20 protein-coding genes are annotated in these 19032 nt (G+C 41.6%); all 20 read right to left on the reverse strand.

What is annotated here, in order from left to right:
* The gene (panB, locus tag CYK47_RS07100) at positions 1-810 is read right to left on the reverse strand and encodes a 3-methyl-2-oxobutanoate hydroxymethyltransferase (RefSeq protein WP_122900246.1); all 810 of its coding nucleotides are present in this window, start codon (positions 808-810) and stop codon (positions 1-3) included.
* A 46-nt stretch (positions 811-856) separates the two neighbouring features.
* Positions 857-1342, reverse strand: coding sequence for a 2-amino-4-hydroxy-6-hydroxymethyldihydropteridine diphosphokinase (gene folK, locus CYK47_RS07105; protein WP_122900248.1), 486 nt, complete (start codon positions 1340-1342; stop codon positions 857-859).
* A complete protein-coding gene (gene pcnB / locus CYK47_RS07110) occupies positions 1339-2799 on the reverse strand; it encodes a polynucleotide adenylyltransferase PcnB (protein WP_122900250.1) in 1461 nt (486 codons plus the stop codon). Before pcnB ends, folK begins: the two co-directional genes overlap by 4 nt.
* A 138-nt stretch (positions 2800-2937) precedes the next feature.
* Positions 2938-3324 carry a ComEA family DNA-binding protein gene (locus CYK47_RS07115; RefSeq protein ID WP_122900252.1) on the reverse strand — a complete coding sequence of 129 codons (387 nt, stop codon included), beginning with the start codon at positions 3322-3324 and terminating at the stop codon, positions 2938-2940.
* Positions 3325-4083, reverse strand: a complete 759-nt coding sequence (mazG, locus tag CYK47_RS07120; protein WP_122900357.1) for a nucleoside triphosphate pyrophosphohydrolase — start codon at positions 4081-4083, stop codon at positions 3325-3327.
* Between the two features lie 85 nt (positions 4084-4168).
* The gene (der, locus tag CYK47_RS07125; protein WP_122900254.1) at positions 4169-5578 is read right to left on the reverse strand and encodes a ribosome biogenesis GTPase Der; all 1410 of its coding nucleotides are present in this window, start codon (positions 5576-5578) and stop codon (positions 4169-4171) included.
* A gap of 163 nt (positions 5579-5741) precedes the next feature.
* The gene (gene bamB, locus CYK47_RS07130; RefSeq protein ID WP_122900256.1) at positions 5742-6890 is read right to left on the reverse strand and encodes an outer membrane protein assembly factor BamB; all 1149 of its coding nucleotides are present in this window, start codon (positions 6888-6890) and stop codon (positions 5742-5744) included.
* On the reverse strand, positions 6890-7594 hold the full coding sequence (locus CYK47_RS07135; RefSeq protein WP_122900258.1) for a YfgM family protein: 705 nt from the start codon (positions 7592-7594) through the stop codon (positions 6890-6892). Before CYK47_RS07135 ends, bamB begins: the two co-directional genes overlap by 1 nt.
* 23 nt (positions 7595-7617) lie before the next feature.
* Positions 7618-8913 carry a histidine--tRNA ligase gene (gene hisS, locus CYK47_RS07140; RefSeq protein WP_122900260.1) on the reverse strand — a complete coding sequence of 432 codons (1296 nt, stop codon included), beginning with the start codon at positions 8911-8913 and terminating at the stop codon, positions 7618-7620.
* Positions 8914-8916: 3 nt separating this feature from the next.
* On the reverse strand, positions 8917-10038 hold the full coding sequence (gene ispG, locus CYK47_RS07145; RefSeq protein ID WP_122900262.1) for a flavodoxin-dependent (E)-4-hydroxy-3-methylbut-2-enyl-diphosphate synthase: 1122 nt from the start codon (positions 10036-10038) through the stop codon (positions 8917-8919).
* Between the two features lie 16 nt (positions 10039-10054).
* Complete coding sequence (locus CYK47_RS07150; protein WP_122900264.1) at positions 10055-10834, reverse strand: helix-turn-helix domain-containing protein; 780 nt, start codon at positions 10832-10834, stop codon at positions 10055-10057.
* The gene (gene pilW, locus CYK47_RS07155; RefSeq protein WP_228722432.1) at positions 10825-11637 is read right to left on the reverse strand and encodes a type IV pilus biogenesis/stability protein PilW; all 813 of its coding nucleotides are present in this window, start codon (positions 11635-11637) and stop codon (positions 10825-10827) included. The genes CYK47_RS07150 and pilW overlap by 10 nt, the downstream gene beginning before the upstream one ends.
* A 22-nt stretch (positions 11638-11659) precedes the next feature.
* Positions 11660-12892 (reverse strand): dual-specificity RNA methyltransferase RlmN, encoded by a 1233-nt coding sequence (rlmN, locus tag CYK47_RS07160; RefSeq protein WP_122900268.1) that lies wholly within the window; start codon positions 12890-12892, stop codon positions 11660-11662.
* A gap of 123 nt (positions 12893-13015) precedes the next feature.
* Complete coding sequence (gene ndk / locus CYK47_RS07165; RefSeq protein WP_122900270.1) at positions 13016-13447, reverse strand: nucleoside-diphosphate kinase; 432 nt, start codon at positions 13445-13447, stop codon at positions 13016-13018.
* Between the two features lie 106 nt (positions 13448-13553).
* The gene (gene iscX, locus CYK47_RS07170) at positions 13554-13754 is read right to left on the reverse strand and encodes a Fe-S cluster assembly protein IscX (protein ID WP_122900272.1); all 201 of its coding nucleotides are present in this window, start codon (positions 13752-13754) and stop codon (positions 13554-13556) included.
* A 48-nt stretch (positions 13755-13802) separates the two neighbouring features.
* Positions 13803-14354 carry a phosphatase PAP2 family protein gene (locus CYK47_RS07175; protein ID WP_122900274.1) on the reverse strand — a complete coding sequence of 184 codons (552 nt, stop codon included), beginning with the start codon at positions 14352-14354 and terminating at the stop codon, positions 13803-13805.
* A gap of 26 nt (positions 14355-14380) precedes the next feature.
* Positions 14381-15658 (reverse strand): glycosyltransferase family 4 protein, encoded by a 1278-nt coding sequence (locus tag CYK47_RS07180; RefSeq protein ID WP_122900277.1) that lies wholly within the window; start codon positions 15656-15658, stop codon positions 14381-14383.
* A gap of 75 nt (positions 15659-15733) precedes the next feature.
* Positions 15734-16498 (reverse strand): XAC2610-related protein, encoded by a 765-nt coding sequence (locus CYK47_RS07185; protein ID WP_122900279.1) that lies wholly within the window; start codon positions 16496-16498, stop codon positions 15734-15736.
* Positions 16499-16580: 82 nt separating this feature from the next.
* Positions 16581-17909 (reverse strand): putative phage abortive infection protein, encoded by a 1329-nt coding sequence (locus CYK47_RS07190; protein ID WP_122900281.1) that lies wholly within the window; start codon positions 17907-17909, stop codon positions 16581-16583.
* A 60-nt stretch (positions 17910-17969) separates the two neighbouring features.
* Entirely contained in the window at positions 17970-18986 is a 1017-nt protein-coding gene (ilvC, locus tag CYK47_RS07195; protein WP_122900283.1) for a ketol-acid reductoisomerase, read from the reverse strand.
* Between the last annotated feature and the right edge of the window lie 46 nt (positions 18987-19032).

Below are 19032 nucleotides of genomic sequence, written 5' to 3' on the forward strand. Positions count from 1 at the left end.
TTACAGTTCTACCTGAAAGGTTTGCTCTTTCGCTGGGAAAGATCCATCTAATACTGCGGCATGATAGGCTTTAAAAGCATCTAAAATGGCAGTTTCCCCTGCTTGTTCTTTCATAAAGTTACGTACAAATTTTGCTACGCGACCAAATGTTAAACCAAGCATGTCTTGTACAACCAAGACTTGCCCATCTGTGGCATTACCCGCACCAATCCCAATGACTGGCGTATTTGGGAATAGTTCGGTAATTTCTTGACCTAATTGCGCAGGCACGCATTCGAGTAATAATACCGCTGCACCCGCTGCAACTACCGCTTTACAATCGGCAATCAATTGGTCTGCTGCTTCACGGGTACGCGCTTGCAGTTTATAACCACCTAGTACATGCACCGATTGCGGCGTTAAACCTAAATGTACACATACTGGAATACCATTACGGGTCAGTACTTCCACAGTTTCAGCCAACCACGCGCCACCTTCCATTTTGACCATTTGCGCACCCGCTTGCATCACGGTACGTGAGTTTTGCAAAGCATCATTTAAGGTGGCATAACTCATAAATGGTAAGTCAGTCATAATAAAAGAATGCGTATTACCACGGCGCACCGCTGCAGTATGATAGGCCATATCTTCTACGGTCACAGGTAAGGTCGAATCACGCCCTTGAATTGACATGCCTAATGAATCGCCAATCAAAATACTATCAATTTTGGCAATTTCCATGGCCTTGGCCATGCTGGCGTCATAACAAGTAAGACATGAAAATTTACGTGCTTCAGCTTTAAACTTACGCAAATCGCTTAGACTGATCATGTAGCTATTCCTCTATGGAAGTAAAAAGGACTTCCCTCAAAAAATCTTAAAATTGTACCCAGTTTCGTTCTGCACATACCGTTAAGTTGGCATTTTTCACTTGACTTAAGTCTTTTAGTGTTTGACCTTGAACTTGTAAAAATGGGTCAATATCTAACAGCGGCAATAAAACAAATTCACGTTCTAGCACACCCACATGTGGCACAGTTAAACGCGCGTTTTGAATCTGCTCATCACCATAAAGTAACAAGTCCAGATCTAAAGTCCGCTCACCCCAATGGCGTAAACGTACCCGACCCGCTTCTTGTTCAAAGCGTTGTAATTGATCTAATAAATCTAAAGGCGCAAGATCTGTCATCAGTTGCACCACTGCATTTAGGTAATCAGGTTGATCTTGCGGCCCCATCGGTGGGCTTTGGTATAACTTTGAGGTTTTCACCTCACCTAAAGTAGCCAGTTTTACCACCGCCTCAGCTAAAATCTCGCGTGAGTCGCCTAAGTTACTGCCTAAGCCAATATAAGTTACCGTCATTGCGTTGGTCCAAAAATCACTTGGCTTAAATCGCGTTGCACACGTTTACGCTTTAAGATTGGATGATCAGAGCCAATACTACCGTCCGTTGAGCCAGAAGCCACAGAGCGCTCCACTTTGGCTTGTACTTCTTGTTTGGCTTTACGCTGGCGACGACTGCGCGACTCTGGTTCTTGTACCAAAGGTTCAAGTTCTTGAGTATGTACCTTAGTGAGTACCACTTCATCAGTTTTGCTACGACGATTCTTGGCACGTTGGCGGTTATATTGACTAATGGCACGTTCTTTTTGGTCGCCACTCATCAACTGATAAGCATCCCACCATTCACCCATACCTTGCGTGGTCGGATCACCTGATTTTTCACGCAATAACAAGAAGTCAAAACCAGCACGGAAACGTGCATGACCCGACAAAGCCTCAATTTGCTGTGGCTTTGGACTGAGTAATCGGGTTTGCATTTCCCACACTTCACGAATAAAAGTTTCTGCAAAACGCGGAATAATGGTACGCGTACTTTGACGTTTTAACACATCCAGACCCGCTTGAGCACGCGCCTCAGCCGCCACAACACCTTTATGTAAATAAAAATGACAGCGCTCTTGGAATTGCTCCCACAATAGCACTGCATAGAAAAATGCAGGGTTAATGGTTTTACCAATTGAAATACGTTGATCGGTATTTTTTGCGGCACGCTCCACAAATGGCGTAACATGCGGCTTAATATCGGCAAAGAGTTGTTGCCAAATACCAAACTCAATTAACATTGGCATCACGCGATTGAGATGCCCCATGGTAAACAGCTTTTGGGATTCATCATATAAGCGATGTGGTGATACATCACGTAATAATTGCGTTAATTGTGGCGTAAATACATCTAAAATTTCTGGTGCAATATTAAAGTTTAATTTGGCTGCAAAGCGTAAAGTACGCAGCATACGCACAGGATCTTCTTCAAAACGCGTTTGCGGATCACCAAGTAGACGTAATGTTTTATGTTTAATATCGTCCACCGCGTTGCAAAAGTCTAAGACAATGCCTTTACGTGGTTGGTAATACATCGCATTAATTGAGAAGTCACGGCGCGCAAAATCTTGCTCAATCGTACCCCAATTGTTATCGCGTAAAATCATGCCTTGAGCAGATGTCACTGCTTTTTTGGGTGGCGCACGGAAAGTCGCCACTTCCACCAGTTCACGACCAGAATAAACATGTGCCAACTCAAAACGACGACCGATAATTCGACAACGACGACCGAAGACTTCTTTGACTTGGCTTGGGGTTGCGTTAGTGACAGCGTCAAAATCCTTTGGATTAAGACCAAGCATTAAGTCACGAACACCACCGCCCACAATATAGGCCTCATAACCCGCTTTGGTTAAAGCATCGATGACATCTAAAATATAAGAAGGTAATTGTGCGGTAGATAAACCGCATTTTGACGCGCGCAAGGTTTGCAAAAGACGCTGTCTCCTACGTCTGAACGTAATGTATTAAGATGTCGCTAATCATATCGCTTACACCTAAAAAGGGCAATTTGATAATCAACTAGAAATTATCGAGCAGGCCCAGAATCAGTAGTTTTTTTGCAAATTCTATTATAAAGCTAGGCGTGCCCGATTTTTCTCCAATAATTTTGGCCCGATGCCTTTGACATTTTGTAAGTCATTGACTGCTTTAAACGGGCCATGTTGCTCGCGATATTGAATAATGGCTTCGGCTTTTTTCTGCCCCACACCAGAGAGTTGCTGCAACTCAGTTAAAGACGCGCGATTAATATTGACTTTAGCGCCCTGTGCAGCCGCGCTTACACTTGGTTTAGAGAGGTAATAATTGGGGTCTTGACCCGCTTTTTGCGCTTTTAAACGTGCATCAATGGCCTTTTGCTGCGCTTGCCATTTGGCATAGTCATGATCAAATTTAGGATTGGCATGTACAAGCGTTGCAGTAAATAAACACATCAGTATCCAAATGATTCGCATCATTTATCTCCTTTGCTTCGCGGCCTCCCATAATTGATCCATTTCTTCTAAGCTCATACTTTCGACCTGTTTGCCTTGTAACGCGGCTTGTTGCTCAATATAGGCAAAACGTGTACGGAATTTATGGATAGTACCGAGTAATGCAGTTTCACTAGATACCCCTAGTTTACGCCCAACATTCACCAGTGAGAATAAACAGTCACCCAACTCGTCTTGAATTTCATCGGAATTTTGATTGAGCATGGCTTGCTTGAGTTCGCCCAATTCTTCTTCCAATTTGCCGTAAGCATCTTGCACATTGGCAAAATCAAAACCAATTTTTGCAGCATTTTTTTGTATGGCTTGTGCTTGTTGTAAACTTGGGCCAGGTTTAATTTCATCTAGACGCGTTTGTGGCTTGCCTTGTTTTTCTTTGGCTTTAATTTGATGCCACAACTCAGAGACTTGCGCAGGGCTCATCTGCTTAAATTTTTCTGTCTCAAAAACATGCGGATGACGACGAATGAGCTTTTGGCTAATCGCATTTACTACATCATTAAAATCAAAGGCGCCCTGCTCACTGTACATTTGCGCTTGAAATACCACCTGCAACAATAAATCGCCCAATTCATCGCGGATATCATCGACTTGACCACCACGCACAGCGTCTTCGACCTCATAGGCTTCTTCAATGGCGTAACGGGTCAGGCTAAGCGGCGTTTGCTCACGATCCCACGGACATTTTTCGCGTAGTTCACGCATAATCTCTAACAGTTGTTGCATCAAAATGTACTCATGTATTTTGTATTGATTGTAAAGAAAAAACCCAGTCATTTAGACTGGGCTTAAGCTCAAGCAAAAGAAAAACTTAGCGTTTAAATTTCTTCTCAGCTTTCTTAAATTTCTGTACATAACGACGTTTACGCGCAGCAGCACGCTCGTCCATTTGTGATTTACGACCTTCAAATGGGTTTTCTGAGGTTTTAAATTCAATTTTGACTGGCGTACCTTCAAGCTTATACACTTTACGGAACACGTTTTCTAAATAACGACGGTAATCGGCAGGGGTTTTATCTACCTTGTTACCGTGAATCACAATCGTTGGTGGGTTTTGACCGCCAATATGCGCATAACGCATTTTAATACGACGCCCTTGTACCATACCCGGTGGGTGAGCTTCTGTCGCGTCTTGCAAAATCTGGGTGATTTTTGCAGGAGATACTTTAAGACGTGATGACTCGTAAGCACGGTGGATAGAAGGATAAAGCTCACCTACGCCTGTACCATGCAAGGCAGAGATTAAGTGAATTTTTGCCCATGGAATGAAGTCAAAGCGACGTTCTACATCCAATTTACATTGCTTACGATCATACTCAGACATATTGTCCCATTTATTGATCGCAATCACCATGGCACGACCTGCTTCTAAAGCATAGCCGATTAAGTGTAAATCTTGCTCTACAATACCTTCACGGGCATCGACAACAACTACAACCACATTGGCATCTTTCATGGCTTGTAAAGTTTTCACAATCGAGAATTTCTCGATCATTTCATCCACTTTACCTTTACGACGTACACCTGCGGTGTCGATTAGCGTGTATTTACGCCCTTCGCGCTCAAATGGAATGTAAATCGAGTCACGGGTTGTACCCGGTTGGTCAAAGGCAACCACACGCTCTTCGCCTAATAGACGGTTAACGAGTGTTGATTTACCTACGTTTGGACGACCAATAATGGCTAAACGTAAGCCCGTGTCTTCATCACGTTGCTCAGATAAATCATCTTCAGGCACATCTTGCAATACATCTTCAAGCATTTGCTGTACGCCACGACCATGACTCGCAGCAACCTGAAGTGGCTCACCCATACCCAGCTTAAAGAATTCAACTAAAGCAGCTTCAGCATGTACCCCATCTACTTTGTTGGCAACAAGATAAACTTTTTTACCTAATGTGCGTAATTCACGGGCAATTTGCTCATCAGATGCGAGTAAACCTGCACGCGCATCCACCACAAAAATGATGATGTCTGCTTCGTTAATAGCAGTTTTTGATTGCTCTGCCATGTATGAGTCAATACCACCTTCACTTTCACCAATACCACCAGTATCGACAACGATGAAAGATTTATTTTGGTAAGTGGCATCACCATATTTACGGTCACGTGTCAGACCTGCGAAGTCTGCCACCAATGCGTCACGGCTCTTGGTAATCTGGTTGAACAGCGTTGATTTTCCGACGTTCGGACGACCAATGAGCGCAATTACGGGTTTCATAGATTAACCTTATAGTTAAGATCAGCCAGTACAAGTGGCCTGAACATCAGAAACAATGGGAAGAAAAATGAGTCAAAGACTAAATAAAACACGGGGGCATTGCTAAGTATGTCCCCGTGTAAAAAATACGATTGTGCTTAGTTTACCACAAGCGTGTAAAAAATTAACGATTCTGCCAAATGCTATATGTGCCCTTTTGACTAGAAACATATAACTGCTGGTCAATGCTACGTAATGAACGTACTTCGCCTGCGGTTTTAGCACGTCCAACTAAGTGACCAGTGTTTGGATCAATTAGATGCAAAACACCATCTAAATCGCCAACTACAAGCTGGTTGCCTAAGATAGCAGGGTTACTTAACTTGCGATGCAGTAATTGTTCATTCTGCCAAAGCTGCTGACCCGTTGTGATGTCATGTGCGCTGATTTTACCTGTGCTTTGTGTCACAAAAACTTTGTTATCAAATATAACAGGGCTACGTAAGCTTGAAGCGTCTTCACTCCAAATGACTTGTTGTGAAGCCAAATCTAAAGCAGTCAGCTGACCTTGATAGCTGGTGCTAATCAAATAGCGACCTGCAACAACAGGTTCACCATCAATATCATTTAAACGCTGAATATCAGAACGACCATCGTTAATGGATACACGGCGCTGTAGGTGTGGAATACCTGTTACAGTATCAATCACATACACATAACTATTTGCCCAAGCCACCAACACGGTACGCGGATCTACCGCAACAGGTGCAGCTGTACCACGCATACTAAAGTCAATTTTTGGTAAGTTATAGGTCCACACTTGCTGACCCGTTGCAATATCGTGTGCAAATACAGTGCCATCATTGGCAAGTGTAATGACACGACCCGCTTGAATTAAAGACGGTGCTAAGACTGCTCCAGTCAACTGGCTATGCCATTTTTTACTACCTGTAGCTTGATCAAGGGCAAACAGTTGACCTTTTTTATTGGCAACAACCACAATGCCTTCGCCTGCAACAGCACCTGCACTAATGCCCGCTTTAGACACTTGAGTTTGCCACAAGCGTTGTTTGCCTTGGTAAGCTGTCACTTCACCTTTTGGATCTGCAGCAAAAACTCGACCCTGATCGACGCCAAGTTGTAAACGTAATGGGTCAACTTTATGGGTGGCTGCAACACTATAACTTGCAATGGGTGCAATACTTTGTGAAGCAGAAATTTTAGGCAATGGATTAGGTTTTATTTGTTCTACTTTGACTGCTTTACTCGAGCAACCTACCAAAGCGAGGCTTAGAACGGTAAAAGCCAAAGGAATTTTATAACTCATTTTCATTAAGACTCATCCATTTGTGTCTCTAAAACTGGGCGTTCGATTTCAGGATCATCTACTAAAACGCCGACGCTTTCGAGTTTAATTTGTAAAATTTGGCGTTCTTGTTTACGTTCTAACAACGCATCCCATGCGCTCATATAAGCTTTTTTTGCTTTGGCGATATCATTTTTGGCCACATACACATCCCCCATTGCTTCATCAGCAGTGGCTTTAAAAGCAGGGTCTGTGACTGCGCTTAAGCTTTTTAAAGCTTCATCGTATTTATTTTGCGCTAACTGACTGTAGGCTAAACGTAATTTTAGCAATTGGATTAAGCCTTGGTCGTCCACTTTTGAGTGTTCAACTTTTTTTAAGGCTTTTTCAGCTGCAGCATAATTGCCTTGATCATAGGCTAATTTTGCCAGCATAAACTGAGTTTGAATGGCCTGTGCCGAATCTGGATATTTTTTTACAATTTCATCTGCAGTTTTGGTCAAGCTATTCCACGCATTGGCATCTTTGACATCTAGGCTTGCCGCTTGATCCATTAACTGCTGAACCTTGGCAGTTTCCAACTGCGCTGCTGCGAGCTGGTTTTTCTGCCAATAAGTCCAACCGAAATAGGCAATCAGCGCAACCAATACCCCAGAAACCACGGCAGAGCCGTATTTCTTAGTATTATCTTTTAAGCTATTGAGTTGTTCATCATCACTTAGTGCGCTCATGTGATTACCCTTTTCCTTATATTTTATTGTGAAGACAATTGTTCTAGCATAAATGCAGTGATGTGCGTTAACGCAACTTCACTTTGCTCAGCGGTGGCTAATTTTTTTAGCAACACTTGCTCAGTTTCCCATTCACGCTCACCACAGATCAAGGCATAGATCGCGCCTGATTGATCGGCTTTTTTCATCTGTGATTTCATCGAACCTTGTGAGCCGACTTTAAGACGAATCGTACTACCCGCAGCTTCTAATTGATCACGTAGTTGTTCTGCTAATACCAGTGCTTTACCTTGTGCAGCAGGCTCTGAAACCAAAAACACTTCACAATCACGTACAGGCTCAGCCTCACCCACTTGCTCAAGTAGCAACAATAAACGTTCCATACCCATGGCAAAACCAACCGCAGGTACAGATTGATCTGCTTTACCTTTAAGCTGACCCACTAAACCGTCGTAACGACCACCTGCACACACGGTACCTTGTGAACCTAAATGCGTCGTGGTCCATTCAAATACGGTTTTGTTGTAATAATCTAAACCACGAACCAGTTTTTGATTAATCACAAAGCTCACTCCAGCATCCTTTAAATACTGCTGCAATTGAGCAAAATGTGCCAACGTTTCTTCACCCATAAAGTCATGCAATTTTGGTGCATTTTCTAAGATGCTTTGAGTTTTAGCATCTTTAGAGTCCAAAATACGCAGTGGATTGGTGGTCAAGCGGCGCTGAGAATCTTCATCTAAATCATCTTTATGTGCTGCTAAGAAATCAACCAAAGCTGCACGGTATGCTGCACGTTCATCTGACTCACCTAAGGTATTGAGTTCAAGTTGAACTTTATCAGCAACACCCATACGTTTCCATAAACGCGCCGTCATTAAGATCAATTCCGCGTCCATATCTGGTGTTGCAACCCCAAAGGTTTCGACACCAAATTGATGGAACTGACGATAGCGACCTTTTTGCGGCTTTTCATAGCGGAACATTGGGCCAACGTACCACACGCGCGGCGTTGCACCACGCAGCAAATTATGCTCAAGCATGGCACGTACACAACCTGCTGTCCCTTCTGGACGTAAGGTCAAAGACTCAGGTGGATTACCTTTATCTAAAAAGGTGTACATTTCCTTTTCAACGATATCGGTTGCATCACCAATTGAACGTTTGAACAAATTGGTTTGTTCAACGATCGGCAAACGGATTTGTTGATAGCCATAGGCATCCATCAAGCTCGAGAGATGCTGTTCTAGACGTCGCCACGCTGGAGTTTGCGTTGGAAGACAGTCGTTAAAACCTTTAATTGCGACGATTGAACTCATGATTTACTCAGGAAAACTTGTACGAATAATTTCTTTAGATTTAGCTTCTTCAAGCTGGCTGACACGTTGACGAACCATGTTTTCAATTTCATCAACCAGCTGATTGGTATCAATTAAATGGCTTTTTTCACCATTCTTATATACCAAAGAACGTGGTGCTGCACCTACGACACCAATATCAGCTTCTTTGGCTTCGCCTGGGCCATTGACCTTACAGCCAATCACCGAGACATCCATTGGGGTACGGACATCTTCAAGGCGTTCTTCTAGCTGCTGCATCACTTTAATCACGTTAAATTCTTGACGTGAACAACTTGGGCAAGCAATAAAATTAATACCGTTAGAACGAAGACCGAGTGATTTTAAAATATCAAAACCAATCTTCACTTCTTCTTCAGGTTCAGCCGCCAGCGAAATACGCATGGTGTCACCAATGCCTTCCATGAGCAGACCGCCAAGCGCAATCGCTGATTTCACTGACCCTGTACGATAAATTCCCGCTTCGGTTACCCCTAAATGCAGTGGATTATCAATTTGTTGTGATAACAAACGATAAGCATCCATGGTTAAAAATACATTGGATGCCTTAACTGAAATTTTAAATTCTTGGAAATCTAAACGATCTAAAATATCAATATGACGCATCGCTGATTCAAGCAATGCTTGACCTGTTGGTTCGCCATATTTCTTTTGAATATCTTTTTCTAAAGAGCCGGCATTGACGCCAATACGCATTGAAATATCGTTATGACGTGCCGCAGCCACTACTTCTCGGATTTTGGCTTCTGAACCAATATTACCTGGGTTAATTCGCAAGCAATCTGCGCCTAAGTCAGCTACAGCTAAGGCAATTTTGTAGTCAAAGTGAATATCGGCAACTAAAGGTACTTGGACTTGTTTACGAATTTCACCAAAAGCGGCGGCGGCTTCCATAGTCGGCACAGACACACGCATAATATCCGCACCCGCATCCATGCAACGTTGGATTTGTGCCACAGTTGCTGCCACGTCACAGGTTTCTGTGTTGGTCATACTTTGAATGCTAATCGGCGCATCACCACCGACATACACCGAACCCACGCGAATTTTACGAGTTGGACGGCGTTGAATTGGATTTACGATCATAACAATACTCTTAAGCCTAGCGTGACAGACGGAATTCGGCCTTGCCATTGACAGTGTATGGGCTCAATGAAATATTTTCATTGTTTAAGTTTAATGACACAGCAGTCGCATCATCAAGGCGAATCTGGAAAGGTGCCTCACCGCTGACTGTTGTCGCAGTCGCTTGACGACCTGTTAACAATACCTTACCTGTTGAATCAACAATATGCACAGAAGTTGGACGATTAAAGCTTAATGCCAGTTGATCGCCTGTAGTTGCGATGGTTGAACCATCCATAGATAGCACTTCTACCGCAGCTTCGGCAGGTACTGGCTCTTGATCATCAGAGCGGCTCTTTAAAGCAGCAATCAATGCCCACAGCAGCACCAACACCGCTACACTTATTGCAGCACGTTTTAACCATTTTTTATTGCGATCACGATTAGAACCCGGCAATTTACCCATGATTTTAATCGGTGAATTATCTAAGGCATGATTGGCCATTAGACCGGTATCATTGGCATAAATTTCATCAAAACGTTGAATAATATTGCTAGCATCTACCTGCAAAAACTTGGCATAGCTACGGTAATAGCCTTTGATAAAGGTCGCTTCTGGGAGTGCTTTATAATCATCCTGCTCAAGTGCAGTTAACGTTTTTTCAGGAATATTTAACGCTTTAGCCACATCAGCTAAGTCACGTTTTTGATTAATACGAACTTGACGTAAGTACTCACCTGGACGTTGTACATTTCCTAATGCGTTTGGAGCTGTGCTTGAACCAGTCGATTGCGATGAATTAGGATTTATTTCCATACGGCCTCAGTACTGTACTGTAATTGCAGATAACGTTGGTATTCTTGACTATTGGGGAATAAGGCACGCAATTGATTGACTAAGGCTTGCTGCCCGAGCTGATCTGAATTGGCACGCGCAATACGTATTCCTAGCCAAAGCGCACGTGAACTTTGATTATGTGAGCCAACCCGATGCACAAATTGTTCATACAACTGAGTCGCGCCCGCATATTGTTCGCGTAAATAAAAAATTTCAGCTAACTCTAACATTGAAATTGTCGAATCGCGATTTACTGATAAGGCCTGTTTGAACGTTTTTTCAGCATTCAACTCATCCCCTTGGCGTAAATAAACCCGACCTAAATTTTCCAATGCCAGATAACGCTGCTCATAACCCAGCGCAGCGCCCGCAATTGACAGCTGTTCAATTGCATCATTATAACGTTCTAAACGATATAAATAGGTACCATAGTTATTGCGTGCTTGCGCATTATCTGGATCACTGCTGATCGCACGCTTAAAATAACTTTCAGCTTTATCTAAATTGAGTTTGCTGCCTTCTTGTTGCAGCAAAATCCCCATCATCATATTGGCATTACTGTCACGCCAATCATGCGCTAAGGCTTGATCAAGAGAACGCTTTGCCGCATCTAAATCACCATTGCGTAGATGCTCGGCCGCCAATTGGGTGCGCACCTGTAGCGATTTCGCTGGGTCTTTTTTATAAGGAGTGGAAGAAGAGCTGGTTTGACAGCCACTCAAGAGCAGTGCCGTCGCAACAAAGAACCCTACAGCAAGCTGTTTAACTATTGTCTGTTGCACCCAATCTTCCCCCTTTATTTGCTTATCCTTGCGAACGCATAATTTCGTTTTGCGCTGCAACTTTCTTTTTCCACTGTTCCGCACGGCGAGTACGGTCAGCCACTTGTCCAACCAATTGACCACATGCCGCATCAATATCATCACCACGAGTCTGACGAATCGTACACACAAAACCGGCATCAGACAAAGTTTTTTGGAAAGAAATAATGCGGTTACGGCTTGAGCGACCGTATGGCGCGTGTGGGAACGGGTTAAACGGAATTAAATTAATTTTGCTTGGTAAGTCTTTTAGCAATTTAATCATTTGCTGCGCATGTTCAGGTTTGTCATTCACACCATCCAGCATCACATATTCAATCGTGACGTGTTTACGTGAGCTTTCATTGCCGTCTTTGGCGATATAACGCTGACATGCAGCAATCAATTGCTCAAGTGGATATTTCTTGTTGATTGGTACTAATTCATCACGCAGCTCATTATTGGTTGCATGTAATGAAATGGCTAAAGCGACATCAATATCTTGTGCCAATTGGTCAATTTTAGGCACCACACCTGAAGTTGACAGGGTGACACGGCGCTTCGACATACCATAAGCAAAGTCATCGAGCATAATACGCATTGAGTTTAACACTGCGTCGTAGTTAAGGAGGGGTTCACCCATACCCATCATCACCACGTTAGTTACAGAACGTTCACGCTCTGCCACGGCTACATCTTCCATATAGGAATAGTTCGCCATCCACAGCTGACCAATAATTTCCGCTTGCGATAAGTCACGTTGGAAACCTTGTTTACCTGTAGAACAGAATGAACAATCGAGTGCACAGCCCACTTGTGATGAAATACATAAGGTTTTACGTAAACCAGTTTTATCTTCGGCAGGAATCAGGACAGTTTCAACCAATGAACCCGCCCCATCACCAACACGGAATACCCATTTACGGGTACCGTCTTTAGAATAGTTTTTATGCACCACTTCTGGCGCTTTAATTTCAGCGATTTTTTCTAATTTTTCACGTAATTTGCCCGAAATATTGGTCATCTCGGCAAAATCAGTAACAAAAAATTGGTGAATCCATTTCATGACCTGTCCGGCACGAAACTTCTTCTCTCCCATGTCCTCAAAGAATTTTTCCATTTGCGGACGTGACATGCCAAGTAAGTTCACTTTTGCCACCGGTGTATGCGTCTGAACAGACGTAGATTGTTGCTTTTCATCAGAATGTGCAGATGAAGCGACCACTTCAGTACTCATGTGTAATTACCTAGACCATGCTTTCAATAGAGAAGGAGATGTTCAATAAGTGAACAAATTAAATTTCAGGAATAAAAAAACCAGATAAGTATAATAACACTTATCTGGTTTGAATACTGCGTATTAACGAGTACGTGGAGCAATCTCAGTTTGAGCGAAGAAGTAGTTAACTTCACGATCAGCAGATGCTACAGAGTCAGAACCGTGAGCAGCGTTTTCGTCGATGCTTACAGCAAAGTCAGCGCGGATTGTACCAGGAGCAGCTTCTTTAGGATTCGTTGCGCCAAGGATTTCGCGGTGAGCAAGAACAGCGTTTTCGCCTTCAAGAACAGATACAACAACTGGACCAGAAGTCATGAAAGCAACGAGGTCAGCAAAGAAACCACGTTCTTTGTGCTCAGCGTAGAAGCCTTCAGCTTCAGCTTGAGTCAAGTGTTTCATTTTAGTTGCAACGATTTGAAGACCAGCTTTCTCGAAACGAGCAAAGATTTCGCCTACAACGTTTTTAGCAACTGCGTCTGGTTTTACGATAGATAATGTACGTTCAATCGCCATGATAGGCTCCTTAAGTCAAATTGACATGAAAATTTGCCGCATTATACCGAATAATGGGCTTTTTTCTGCTTTTGATATGTAAAAAAATTGCTTTTTTTCGTGGCAATTAGTTTGCTTCATCAATCCATGCCATTTGAATGGCTTCTAATAAACCTTCAGTTGACTTTTCTGGGTTGTCTTCAAAGTCAGGTAAGGCACACACCCATGCATGCAAATCAGTAAAACGAATCCACTGCGGATCGACATCTGGGTGTGCCTCTAAAAGCTCAATTGCGATGTCAATTGTATCTGTCCAACGTAAGCCCATAATTCATCCTAAATCAATATGTCTGCCTACTTTAGCAAATTTTAGCTGTTATAACAGCACATCAAAATATGGTGCACAGAGGATAATTAAACTACCCACCGCTGCTCCAATTAATGCTCCGACCATCACATCACTAGGATAATGCAGCCCTAAAATCATGCGTGAAAGTGCTACTAAAAGCGTAAATGGCAGCATCAACACCAGTAATAATGGTTCAATATACCCCAATACCACGGTCGCCAATACCGCATGCAAGGTATGCCCTGATGGAAAACTAAAATGATCTAGCGGCCTTTCACCCAAATGAATCACCTGATGCACTTGATAAGGACGGGGACGAATGGTTTTAGTTTTTAAAATTTTATAAATTGCTGTGCCTACTAATGTACCGAGTAGCACATACAACACACTGCCTTTAAAGTCCCAACCGCGTACCCACCATGCCAGTGCTAACATAGCATACCAAAACGGACCATCGCCCATACGACTAATGCCACGAAAGACATAGCAAATTCGCTGTGAATGTGAAAAATGATTTAAATAAACACAACCCTTTAAATCGAGTGCCAATATTCTTATTTTTGCGCGTCTAAAATTCATTTGCTTCTCCTTGTGATCAAGGATGGCTAGGTATGCATCACGCTCTCCCGAGCCACACGATAAAGAGCTTGTTCAAGCTGTCCAACTGGATAATCCCAACCGATTTGATTAGCCATTTGGCGTGCTTGTTGCCCCATTTTTTGTAAAGTTTTTTGTTGTGGTAGCTGTTGCATATACTGTGCAAAGCCGTGTTGATCACCTTTGGGCGCTAACCAGCCCATCTGCTTATGTTTAATATATAAATGGGCAGCGGCATAATCATAGGCAATCACAGCTAAACCACTGGCCATGGCTTCGAGCACCACATTACCAAAGGTTTCAACTTGGCTGGCAAATACAAAGACGTCACAGCTTGCATAAACTGTTGCAAGTTCTATACCGCTTAAACTGCCTGTAAAAATAATGTTACGGTTTTCATTCAATGCTAAGAGTTCATTACGCTGTGGCCCATCGCCAACAATGACCAACTTAAGCGCCTGCCCCGTAGCCAGTATTTGTTTGTAGTGCTGAATAATAAACTCGATTTCTTTTTCAGGTGATAAACGTCCTACATACAGCATCACCCGCGTATTGGCTTGCACGCCCCATTGTTGTCTTAATTGTTCAGAACGTCGCTCTGGGTGAAATAGCTCAGTATCTACCCCACGCCCAACCACTGTTAATGGACAGGTCACGCCAAAGTCACGTAAGGCACGTTCGGTATCACGGCTAGGGACACATGTGAGATTGGTATTGTTATGAAACCAACGTAAATAACTTTGAATCGGTTTAACCAAAAAAGCCAAATCAAAAAAGCGACTAAAATCTTGAAATGGCGAATGAAAACCACTGGATACTGGAATGCCTTTACTTTTGGCAGCATGTAACACTGCAAAGCCTAATGGCCCTTCAGTCACAATATGCACCACATCTGGCATAAACTCATCTAATGCTTGCGTGACTTTAAGCATTTGTGGCCAACCAAATTGTAAGCTCGGATAACGCGGAATTTGTTGGGCTTTGACCAAGCATTCTTGATTGGGGCTAAAACTCGTACAACGCCCACGTTGTTCTGGTCGAATGAGTAAAATTTTATGACCGTTTTTTTGCAGACCTTGGCTTAAATGCAATAAGGAGTGTGCCACCCCATTAATTTCGGGTGGCCATGTTTCGGTCACAATCGCGATTTTAAGACGCGGTCGCACTAAAGCTTCTAAAACAGTGATTTCATCCGTGAAATTAACATGTTGATTTTTTAAATAAAATTTAAAATTATCCGGAAAATCTTGTTGTTTAAAGAGGCCGCCAATATTGAGATTGTCCATCACGCAGCTCGCTCTGTTTTTATTTTTAGTTCAGCATAGCTGCGTTGTATGACAGTTTAATGTCCTTAGAATAATTTAAAGCGGGCGCAATAAACCCTGTTCAACTTTAAAAGTTTGCTCACCAAAACTCACTTGTCGTGTTAAGCCATCAATTTTAGGCTGACCTGCTAATTTTTCTAATTGTGGCGCACGTTGGAATTGTGCAGTTTTCGGATTATACATCCAGTAAATATAACGATCTGCTTCACGCGCATTCACAAACACAAGGTCATAATAACCATCAAAGTTGAGATCCATATAGTCCATACGTTCAGGGCTAGCGTTAAAACCTGTTAAGTTTTGCACTACACGTTGGCTACTACGATCTGTAATACTTACTTGCTGAATTGTGGCACCGCCATAGAATTTAAAGCTAAAGCTTGGGCGATTTTGTACTTTGATTAAAGGTTGAAAATCCACATTTTTGTCAAAGCGGCTGCTGATAATTTGGCTGTTTAGATTGCCACTACTAATATTTACATCTGCATTGATTTTATGGGTATTGGTTTCTGTACCTGCAAGCAACTGGTTTACCGAGTATAAGCTCAGATTATTGCCTTTTTGTGTGCCATTAAAATACACGGTGCTGTTATTAATACGGTCAAACAAGGTAGCTTGTGGATTCCAAACGCCTGTGGTGACTTGTAATAAGTAGCGTTGTTCCGCTGATTCTAAGACACGATGCACAGGTACATAGACGTTATTAATTTGTGGCAAATTGCTATTTGCAATCGTCATTGAGGTTAAACCTAAAACAGGTAAAGCAAGTACAAGTGATTGTATAAGCAAACGTTTTTTCATGATTTAACCTCAAAATAGTTAGATTGGGAGAAGGCTAATTTAGCATATAGATATATTATAAAGATCAAAAATTACTTTATTACTAAGGATATATACCATCTAAATGTGATTCGTCTCCGCTCTCAATTCTCTTAAGTAAAACGTGTTTCTTATCTAAATCTAGAACAATGAATTCTTCTCGGTCTCCAACAATGTGTATTTGTTCTATATTAAAAATCACTCTATTTATTTTTATGTCTATTTCTTTAAGAATATTTTGATTAATTATTTGAAACTCTAAATTTAATGACGATTCTCTCAAAAAACTTAATCTTTTTAATAAAACATTTTTATCATGTAGTGTATGTTCACCTACATGTAAAAAATCACACGTTATCTGTTGTAAAAATTGCATTTCAGTGAAAGATTTTTCTTTCTTTTGATAAATAATTTTTAATAAAGGTGCAATTTCAGGTTGAGTTAATCCCAATAAGCCTAACCCCTCATCAAAAAATGGAATATTTTTAGATTTTTTGAGTTCTTTATCATCCAAAATATAAAAAGGTAATGCACACAGTAATTGATAATTATAGCCAACATCATTAGTTAAACTCATATGTTCAAAAAAACTTGCTTCCCTTAAATATCGTTTATACTCCGAAAATCCATCATCAAAACAGTTGATAAAAAGTAGTTGTAGTATTTTATCCTCTTGCTGACTTCTAATTAAATTAGTATAAAATTTTTTCTGTTTTTTTATCTCAATTTTCCATTCTTCAGTATCTTTTTTATATTCGCTAGGGAAATTTTTCACTTCATTATCTATTAATTTCATAATTTGATATAGCAGAATAAAGTATCCACTAATTTTTCTTGAATTTATGAGCTGTTTCTTAGTACCAAAAACATTTAATTCACTGTTCAAGATACTATCTATTTTTCCGACATATTCTTCTAGTAAATAATCTTGTAAGTTATTAAGCTGCGAAAACAATTGATAAAAATTATTTTCAAATTGTTGTAGTTTTTGAGTCTTTTCTATTTCCTGATGTGCTTTGGTTGCTAAAGCTAACTCTGCATTATTTATTTCTAAAGCATTAGCATTCTGGGACAAAGCTTTTTCATTTTGTTGGATTGCAAGAATTGCTTGCTCTAAAGCTTGTTCATTTTGTCGTAATTGAGTTGTTGTCTGTTCAATTTGATCACGCTGATATTTGAGTGCTGCCAATAACGCTATAAAACTTAAGAAAGCTAGCATTGGGTTAATGAGACCACCAAAATAGTCCCCAACAGATCCCCATTTAGAAATATCATCAGAAAATTCAAATGTAGAAAATTTTGCAATCAATAAAGTAAGTATTAGAAAAGTATACAAAATTATCCACGGTACAAATTTTGAGATTAAGCCTTTATCTTCTTTATTATCACTCATAAAAAAACCCTCGTTTTCACGAGGGTCTTTTTAGCATTTAAAATCTGCTAGATCAAAGAATTAGTTCTTTTCTTTGTCTACGATTTTGTTTGCTTGAATCCAAGGCATCATTGCACGAAGTTTGTTACCAGTTACTTCGATACCGTGCGCAGCATTTTGACGACGACGAGCAGTCATAGAAGGATAGTTTAAAGCACCTTCTTGGATGAACATCTTCGCGTATTCGCCAGATTGAATACGTTTAAGTGCATTACGCATTGCTTCACGAGATTGTTCGTTGATTACTTCAGTACCAGTTACATATTCGCCATATTCAGCGTTGTTAGATACAGAGTAGTTCATGTCCGCGATACCGCCTTCGAACATTAAGTCAACGATCAATTTAAGTTCGTGTAGACATTCGAAGTAAGCCATTTCAGGCGCATAACCAGCTTCAACTAAAGTTTCGAAGCCCATTTTAACTAATTCTACTGCACCACCACAAAGAACTGCTTGCTCACCAAAAAGGTCAGTTTCAGTTTCTTCACGGAATGAAGTTTCGATAATACCAGTACGGCCGCCACCTACACCTGAAGCGTAAGAAAGAGCTAAGTTACGCGCGTTACCAGAAGCATTTTGGTGGATCGCGATTAAGTCAGGAACACCTGAACCACGTTGGTATTCAGAACGTACTGTGTGACCAGGTGCTTTTGGAGCAACCATGATTACATCAAGATCTTTACGTGGAACAACTTGGTTATAAAGAACAGAGAAACCGTGAGCAAATGCTAAAGTTGCGCCTTGTTTGATGTTTGGCTCAATCTCGTCGCGGTAAAGTTGAGCTTGGAACTCATCTGGAGTCAAGATCATCACTACGTCAGCTTGTGCAACAGCAGCAGCAACTTCAGCAACTTTAAGACCAGAATTCTCAGCTTTCTTCCAAGAAGTAGAGTTAGCGCGAAGACCAACAGTTACGTCTACACCAGAATCTTTAAGGTTAAGCGCATGTGCGTGACCTTGTGAACCGTAACCAATGATTGCTACTTTTTTGCTTTGGATGATAGATAAGTCGCAGTCTTTATCGTAAAAAATTTGCATTGCTGTCTCCGCTTGAATGCTTTGTTTCCCTCATGGCTTAACCACT

The organism is Acinetobacter sp. B51(2017), assembly GCF_003711395.1.
In the GTDB taxonomy this organism is placed as follows: domain Bacteria; phylum Pseudomonadota; class Gammaproteobacteria; order Pseudomonadales; family Moraxellaceae; genus Acinetobacter.